Source organism: Sphingomonas sp. NPDC019816 (genome assembly GCF_050274375.1).
Lineage (GTDB): Bacteria > Pseudomonadota > Alphaproteobacteria > Sphingomonadales > Sphingomonadaceae > Sphingomonas.
The window spans coordinates 1-7,797 of sequence record NZ_JBNNOB010000152.1 but is presented as its reverse complement, the minus strand read 5'-3'; the positions used below and the strand labels follow the sequence as shown (position 1 = coordinate 7,797).

Annotated in this window: 6 protein-coding genes; 5 read left to right on the top strand and 1 reads right to left on the bottom strand. The window is 65.2% G+C overall.

Translation table 11 applies throughout. The features are described 5' to 3' along the window. Positions 1-138: 138 nt before the first annotated feature. Positions 139-999: an outer membrane protein gene (locus ACQKJZ_RS16720; RefSeq protein WP_427732519.1), complete on the bottom strand. Its 861-nt coding sequence runs from the start codon at positions 997-999 to the stop codon at positions 139-141. 150 nt (positions 1,000-1,149) lie between these two features. On the opposite strand from ACQKJZ_RS16720, the gene parE reads away from it, so the two are divergent. The 5 genes from parE (at position 1,150) to ACQKJZ_RS16695 (ending at position 7,673) form a co-directional block, all read left to right on the top strand. After that, positions 1,150-3,129 carry a DNA topoisomerase IV subunit B gene (gene parE / locus ACQKJZ_RS16715; protein WP_427732517.1) on the top strand — a complete coding sequence of 660 codons (1,980 nt, stop codon included), beginning with the start codon at positions 1,150-1,152 and terminating at the stop codon, positions 3,127-3,129. Between the two features lie 128 nt (positions 3,130-3,257). Continuing rightward, positions 3,258-4,379 (top strand): hypothetical protein, encoded by a 1,122-nt coding sequence (locus ACQKJZ_RS16710; protein WP_427732515.1) that lies wholly within the window; start codon positions 3,258-3,260, stop codon positions 4,377-4,379. A 95-nt stretch (positions 4,380-4,474) separates the two neighbouring features. Continuing rightward, the gene (locus ACQKJZ_RS16705; protein ID WP_427732513.1) at positions 4,475-5,665 is read left to right on the top strand and encodes an aspartate aminotransferase family protein; all 1,191 of its coding nucleotides are present in this window, start codon (positions 4,475-4,477) and stop codon (positions 5,663-5,665) included. Between the two features lie 52 nt (positions 5,666-5,717). Next, positions 5,718-6,641, top strand: a complete 924-nt coding sequence (argF, locus tag ACQKJZ_RS16700; protein ID WP_427732511.1) for an ornithine carbamoyltransferase — start codon at positions 5,718-5,720, stop codon at positions 6,639-6,641. Between the two features lie 117 nt (positions 6,642-6,758). Beyond that, complete coding sequence (locus ACQKJZ_RS16695) at positions 6,759-7,673, top strand: Hsp33 family molecular chaperone HslO (protein ID WP_427732509.1); 915 nt, start codon at positions 6,759-6,761, stop codon at positions 7,671-7,673. The last annotated feature ends 124 nt before the right edge of the window (positions 7,674-7,797 follow it).

Here is a 7,797-nt window from a genome sequence, read left to right as displayed (position 1 = left end):
GACTTCGCTCAGCCCGAACGGGGGTTGGTGCTATGCCCTCATCCCCCATTCCGTTCAGGCTGAGCGAAGTCGAAGCCCACGCCCCAACGCCCGCCTCAAAGGAAAGGGCGACTTTCCGAAGAAAGCCGCCCCCTCACATCAGAACCGGAACGCCGCCGTCGCGCGCAGCGAGTGCCAGCGGAACTTGTCGTCCGAGCGGCGGATGTCGGTGCCGGTGGTGTTGGGTGCCAGCACGAACGGGTTGTTCGCGGGCGCCGTACCCCGGGTCACGCGGACGCGCGTGTCGTCGTCGCGATACTGGTGGTACATATATTCCATGCCGATCGAGAAATTGCGCCCGATCTTCTGCTCGATACCGCCGCCGCCGAGGAAGCCGAACTGGTTGCGATCACCGCTGATCGCGAAGGCGTTGGCGCCGTTCGAGGTGGCGAACTCACGGTTGATGCGGGCATAGCCGCCGCCGAAGGTGCCGTAGAACAGCGTCTTGTTCGCCGCATAGCCCAGGCGGCCACGGACCGAGGCTTCCCAGTCGATGCTGCGGGTGAAGGTGTACCAGGCCGGGGTGGTCGAGAAGCCCGACACGCTGTCGGTGATCTCGGACTTACCGAATTCGCCGACGACACCGTACACGATGTTGCCTGCCTGATGATCCAAGCCGACGCGGCCATAATAGGCGATGTCGTCGCGGTCCTTGTTGCATCCGGTCGCGCCGTTCTGCGGCGAGATGACGCTACGGGCCTGGCCGTTGCAGAATCCGGGCGAGAAGGCGTTGTTGCCGTTCGCCGTGGTCACGACATCGCCGAAGCGGCCGTCCAGATTGCGGTCGAACAGCAGGCGCGAGCCGACATCGTTGGGCTGCACGTCATAGCCGAAGCTGCCGCCGACATAGGCGCCCGAGAAGGGCGCGACATCGTCGTCGGCCATATAGCTGTCCTGCGCCATCGCCGGCGCGGCGAAAAGCGCCGTGGCGGCGGCGCCCGCCATCCAAAACTTGAACATACACACTCCCATACCCTTGGCTTAAGGTGCCGGTGGAACGGGCGGACGGCGCGGAATATCCCGCCGGTTAATCTGGGCAAAGTTTTGTTGCATTTGCGCCACGGCACCCGGTGCTGGCGCACCGGCCTCTCAGCCCCTATAGTTCCCGTTATGTCCAATGATCTGTTCGCGGGCGGCGCCCGTCCCCAGCCCGCCTATGACGCCTCCTCGATCGAGGTGCTGGAGGGGCTGGAGCCGGTTCGCCGCCGTCCGGGCATGTATATCGGCGGCACCGACGAGCGCGCGCTGCACCATCTGGCCGCCGAAGTGCTCGACAATGCGATGGACGAGGCGGTGGCGGGCCATGCCACCCGGATCGAGGTGAAGCTGGAGCCCGGCAACCGCCTGACCATCGTCGACAATGGTCGCGGCATCCCGGTCGACCCGCACCCGAAATTCCCCGACAAGTCGGCGTTGGAGGTCATTCTCTCGACGCTCCACTCGGGCGGCAAATTTACCGGCAAGGCCTATGCGACGAGCGGCGGCTTGCACGGCGTCGGCATCTCGGTGGTCAACGCGCTGTCGTCGGACACGGTGGTCGAGGTGGCGCGCGAGCGTATCCTCTATCGCCAGCGTTTCGCCAAGGGCGCGACGCTCGGCCCGCTGGAGACAGTGGGCGCGGCCCCCAATCGGCGCGGCACCAGCGTGGCCTTCACCCCCGATACCGAGATTTTCGGTCCCGAACTCGCCTTCAAGCCGGCGCGGCTGCACAAGCTTGTCCGCTCCAAGGCCTATCTGTTCGCCGGCGTCGAAATCCGCTGGCATTGCGCGCCCTCGCTGATCACTGACGACACGCCGGCCGACGCGGTGTTCCAGTTCCCCGGCGGCCTCGCCGACCACCTCAAGGAGCAGATCGGCAACCGCGAATGTGCCACCGCCGATTCCTTTGCCGGCAATCAGGACTTTCCGGGTGAGCAGGGCCGGGTCGAATGGGCGGTCGCATGGCCGCTGTGGAGCGACGGCAGCTATAGCTGGTATTGCAACACCATCCCGACCCCCGATGGCGGCACCCATGAGCAGGGCCTGCGCCAAGCGCTGGTGCGCGGCCTGCGCGCGTTCGGCGAATTGGTGAACCAGAAAAAGGCCAAGGACATCACCGCCGACGACGTCATGGTCGGCTCCGAGCTGATGCTCTCGGTCTTCATCCGCGAACCGCAATTCCAGAGCCAGACCAAGGATCGCCTGACCAGCCCCGAAGCGGCGGGCCTGGTCGAAAAGGCGGTGCGCGACCATTTCGACCATTATCTCTCGGCCAATATGGAGCGTGGCAAGGCGCTGCTCGGCTATGTCCTCGACCGGATGGACGAGCGCCTGCGCCGCAAGGCCGAGCGCGAGGTCAAGCGCAAGACCGCCACCTCGGCGCGCAAGCTGCGCCTGCCCGGCAAGCTGACCGACTGTTCGGCGGACAGCCCCGAGGGGACCGAACTGTTCATCGTCGAGGGCGACTCGGCGGGCGGCTCGGCCAAGCAAGCGCGCGACCGCAAGACCCAGGCGATCCTGCCGATCCGCGGCAAGATCCTGAACGTCGCCTCGGCCACCTCGACCAAGATCCTGCAAAATCAGGAGATCGCCGACCTGACGCTGGCGATGGGTTGCGGCACGCGCAAGGATTGCGACCCGACCCAGCTGCGCTACGAAAAGATTGTCATCATGACCGACGCAGACGTGGACGGCGCGCATATCGCCACGCTCCTGATGACCTTCTTCTTCCAGGAAATGCCCGATCTGGTGCGGCGCGGACATCTCTACCTCGCGCAGCCGCCGCTCTATCGCCTGACGGTCGGCGCCAAGTCGCTCTACGCCCGCGACGACGCCCACCGGGCCGAGCTGGAGCGCACCGCCTTCAAGGGCAAGAAGGTCGATGTCGCGCGCTTCAAGGGCCTGGGCGAGATGAACCCCGGCCAGCTGCGCGAAACGACGATGGACCCGTCGAGCCGCAGCCTGATCCGCATCACCCTGCCCCAGGAATATGAGGAACGCGCAGGGGTAAAGGACCTGGTCGACCGGCTGATGGGCAACAACCCGGCCCACCGCTTCGCCTTCATCCAAGAGAATGCGGCACGGCTGGATGAAGAGGTGATCGACGCCTGACGTCTTTAGGCCCGATCCACATTTTGTAACTTGCAGGATCGCTGCGATCGATACGAATATTCTTCTCCCATTCGGCGTTCATCATGCGTCCGACTCGCGTCGGCGCACTGGGAGAAGGAATTCGGCCGATGATCCTGCTGACGCTGCTTCTGCAATCGCAATTCACCCTGTCCATCCCGGTCGAGAATGGGCCGACCGTGGTCGTAACGGCGGACAGCCTGACACAGACCAAGAAGGCGCTGGACGATTGCCTGGCGCATCGATGCCCGCCGAAGGAGGACATCGCCCGGTCGCTGGCCTATGCCGAGATACAGTTCCTGACCGGCAATTACGAGGACAGCTACCGCACATTGCTGTCATCGCGTGGTCGGAATAGTCGCTATGACTCGGTGCTGCCCAAGGAGGTTGCCGATCTCCACCGCGCGACCAGCCGTCTGGCGAGACTGAATGGCGTTCCAACCAACCCCCGGGTAAACGCGGCCGACGCGGTCTATGCCCTGCGGGCCGGACTGCCTGCGAACGATCCCGCCATCCTTGCCCAACGGCTGGAGGTAGGTGACGAACTGGCGCGGGAGGGACGAGCCGAGGGCGCGTTCCAGCATTATGACTGGGTGGCGCGCGAAGCGGACAAGATCGGCGATTTCAATCTGGTGGGGCAGTCCTATCTCCGCGCGGCGGTTTTGCAGAGCGCGCTGGGTTCGCTATTTCCCGAATATCGGACCCGTGCGCGGGACATGGCCGAGCGTATCCTGAAGCGGCCCGAGCCAGAAATGCTGCCCTATCGCAACGCCGCGCGCGCGATCCAGATTCAACTGGCCGACGAGAAGGACCGCGCCGCCATTGCCGATCAGGTGATCGCGGAGATGGAACCGGGGCAGACCGGCCGCCAGATGCTGATCTTCTCGCCCTCGATCCGACAAGAGGAACTGCATTTCGGCTCGGCGCCGGGCCAGGAAAAAGCTAACTTCGTCGATTTCAGCTATCGGATCACACCGGACGGGCATGTCGTCGACATCACGCCCCAGAATAATAGCGATCGAATTCCCGCTCAGTGGATCGACGTGATCAGCCAAAAACTGGCGCTGCGCCGCTATACGCCCAGAAACGACAGCGATCCGCGAAAGGGGCAGCGACTGGAACGGTTCAGCATCATATCCCCCCAGGCCACATATAAGGGGTCACGGATGCGCAGCCGCGCCGCGACCTGGGAACTCAACACCTTCGATCTGACGGCCGACACCACAAGCTGACGTGCCCCGACGCGTTGACGCGAGCGCGCAATAGCCCGTATGATCGCAAAGGGCGGCCACCTGTGCCGCCCTTTGCTGTTTGAAGGAGACACCCTGTGACCATCACCGCCCTGATGCCCGTCTACCCACGGTGCGGGGTGCGTCCGGTCCGAGGCGAGGGCGTCTATCTCTATGGCGAGGACGGCGAGCAGTATCTGGATTTCGCCGCCGGCATCGCGGTGAACGCGCTGGGCCATGGCCACCCCAAGCTGGTCGAGGCGATCGCCAAGCAGGCCGCGACTCTGATGCATGTGTCGAACCTGTATGGCAGCCCGCAGGGTGAGCATTTCGCCCAACGGCTGGTCGATTCGACCTTTGCCGACACGGTGTTCTTCACCAATTCGGGCGCGGAAGCCGTCGAGTGCGCGATCAAGACCGCGCGCCGCTATCACTTCGCCAATGGCAATCCGCAGCGTCACACGCTGATCACGTTCAACAACGCGTTCCATGGCCGGACGCTGGGCGCGATCTCGGCGACCAACCAGCCCAAGATGCGCGACGGGTTCGAGCCGCTGCTGCCGGGCTTCGCCTATGCGCCGTTCAATGACCTGGAGGCCGCGCTTGCGCTGATCGACGAGAACACCGCCGGTTTCCTGGTCGAACCGATCCAGGGCGAAGGCGGCCTGCGCCCCGCCAACATGGAATTCCTCCAGGGGCTGCGCAAGGCGTGTGACGAGCTTGGTCTGCTTCTGGTGTTGGACGAGGTGCAGTGCGGGTACGGTCGCACCGGCAAGTTCTTCGCGCATGAGCTGTACGGCGTGACGCCCGACATCATGGCCTCGGCCAAGGGCATCGGCGGTGGCTTCCCGCTGGGCGCGTGCCTGGCGACCGAGGAAGCGGCCAAGGGCATGGTCGCCGGCACACACGGCTCGACCTATGGCGGCAATCCGCTCGCCATGGCCGCAGGGGAAGCGGTGCTCGACGTGATGCAGGAGCCGGGCTTCCTGGAGCATGTCGAGGCGATGGGCCAGCGCCTGCGCGCCACCTTGGAGCAGATGATCCCGAATTTCGACCATCTGTTCGAGGAAGTGCGCGGCCACGGCCTGATGCAGGGCCTGAAGATGAAGAGCGACAGCCGTCGTTTCGTCGCGCACTGCCGCGACAACCATGGGCTGCTGCTGGTCGCGGCGGGCGAGAATGTCATTCGCATCCTGCCGCCGCTGACCATCGACGAGAGCCACATCACCGAGTTCGCGACGAAGCTGTCGGACGCCGCGCGCGTCTACGTCCCCGCCGCCGACGATTGATGATCCCTTCCTCCCCGGAGGCAGCGACCGCCGGGGGACGGAGTACCGACCCATGACGATCCGCCACTTCCTGAACCTCGCCGATGCCGGGCCTGCGGGTGTGACCGCCATTTTGCAGGATGCACAGGCGCGCAAGGCCGCGCGCGCCGGCTTCACCAAGGGGCGCGTCGATGCCGATGCGCCGCTGGCCGGGCACACGCTCGCCATGGTGTTCGAAAAGAACTCGACCCGTACCCGCGTCAGCTTCGACATGGCGATCCGCCAGCTGGGCGGCACCTCGATCGTGCTGGATGCGGGCACGATGCAGCTGGGTCGCGGCGAGACGATCGCCGACACCGCGCGCATTCTGTCGGGCTATACCGATGCGATCATGATCCGCACCGACGACCATGCCAAGGTCGAGGAAATGGCCCACTATGCCAGCGTGCCGGTTATCAATGGCCTGACCGACCTGTCGCACCCGTGCCAGATCATGGCCGACCTGCTGACCGTGATCGAGGCGGGCAAGACCCTGTCCGGCATGAAGGTCGCCTGGCTGGGCGACGGCAACAATGTGCTGCACTCGATCGTCGAGGCGGGCGGGCTGCTTGGCTTCGACGTGGTCGCGGCCTGCCCCAACGGTTATCACCCGCTGCCCGGCACGCTGGAGCTGGGCCGGGGCCGCGCGACCTGTTCGACCGATCCCCGTGCGGCGGTCGAGGGCGCGGACATCGTCGTTACCGACACCTGGATCTCGATGGGTCAGGCCCATGCCGAGGAAAAGCTGGCCGCGATGATGCCGTTCCAGGTCAATGCCGCGCTGATGGCGCTGGCCAAGCCCGATGCCAAGTTCCTCCATTGCCTTCCCGCCCACCGCGAGGAGGAGGTGACGTCCGAGGTCATCGACGGCCCGCAGTCGCTGATCTGGCCCGAGGCGGAGAATCGCCTCCACGCGCAGAAATCCGTCCTGCGCTGGTGCTTCGGCCAGATTGGTTGATCGCGGACCGACATTTCCTATCTAGGGAAAGGCCGGCGGCTTCGTCGGCCTTTTCTCTTTTTCCGCCCCACCGGCACCACTCCGCCCGAACCCGGTTCGGAGCGTAAAGGCACGAGCATGACCGACATCACCCTGCCCGACCTCGACCGCGCGATCGGTTTCACCATCCCCGAGCAGCATGCGCGCGGGCGGATGGTGCGGCTGGGGCCGGTGCTGGACGCAATTTTGGCGGCGCATGCCTATCCGCCGGTGATGGAAAAGCTGTTGGCCGAGGCGCTGACGCTGACCGCGCTGATCGGTGCAACGTTAAAGGACACCAGCGGCCAGCTGACCATCCAGACGCGCAGCGACAGCGGCGTGATCCGGTTGCTGGTGTGCGATTATCGTGGCGGCGAACTGCGCGGCTATATCCAGTATGACGAGGAAAAGCTGGCCGAGCTGCCCGCCGACCCGACGCTGTTCGCGCTGTTCGGCCAGGGATACATGGCGATCACCTTCGACCTGGCGGTAACCGGCGAGCGGTATCAGGGCATCGTGCCGATCGATGGTGACACGCTGTCGGCGGCGGCGGAAAGCTATTTCACCCAGTCCGAACAGATTCCCAGCCTGTTGCACGTCGGGATCAGCAAGGAACCGGACGGCCGCACGGTGGCGGGCGGCCTGTTCCTCCAGCACCTACCCGAGGGCGAGGAAGGCCGCGAGCGCCTGCACGTCAAGCTCGACCATCCCGAATGGGAGCATGTCCAGGCGCTGGGCCAGACGATGCAGGCCGACGAGCTGGCCGACGCCGCGCTGCCGCTGGAGACGCTGGTGTGGCGTCTGTTCCATGAGGAGCAGAATGTGCGCGTGTCGGAAAGCCCGGCCATCGTGCGCGGCTGTCGCTGCTCGGCGGACTATATCGCCAGCGTCATCACGAAGTTCTCGCTGGAGGAACGGCGGGAGATGGCGGATGCCGATGGCCTGATCCAGGTCGACTGCGCCTTCTGCGCGACGAAGTTCCCGGTGCCGTTCGATGCGGAGCCTGCGGCCTGACATTTTGAGCAGGATGACATGAGATGTCTCCCCTCCCCTTCAGGGGAGGGGCCGGGGGTGGGGCGTATCCACAAGCGCGGCGTTCGTGGAGAAGCCCCACCCCAACCCCTCCCCTGAAGGGGAG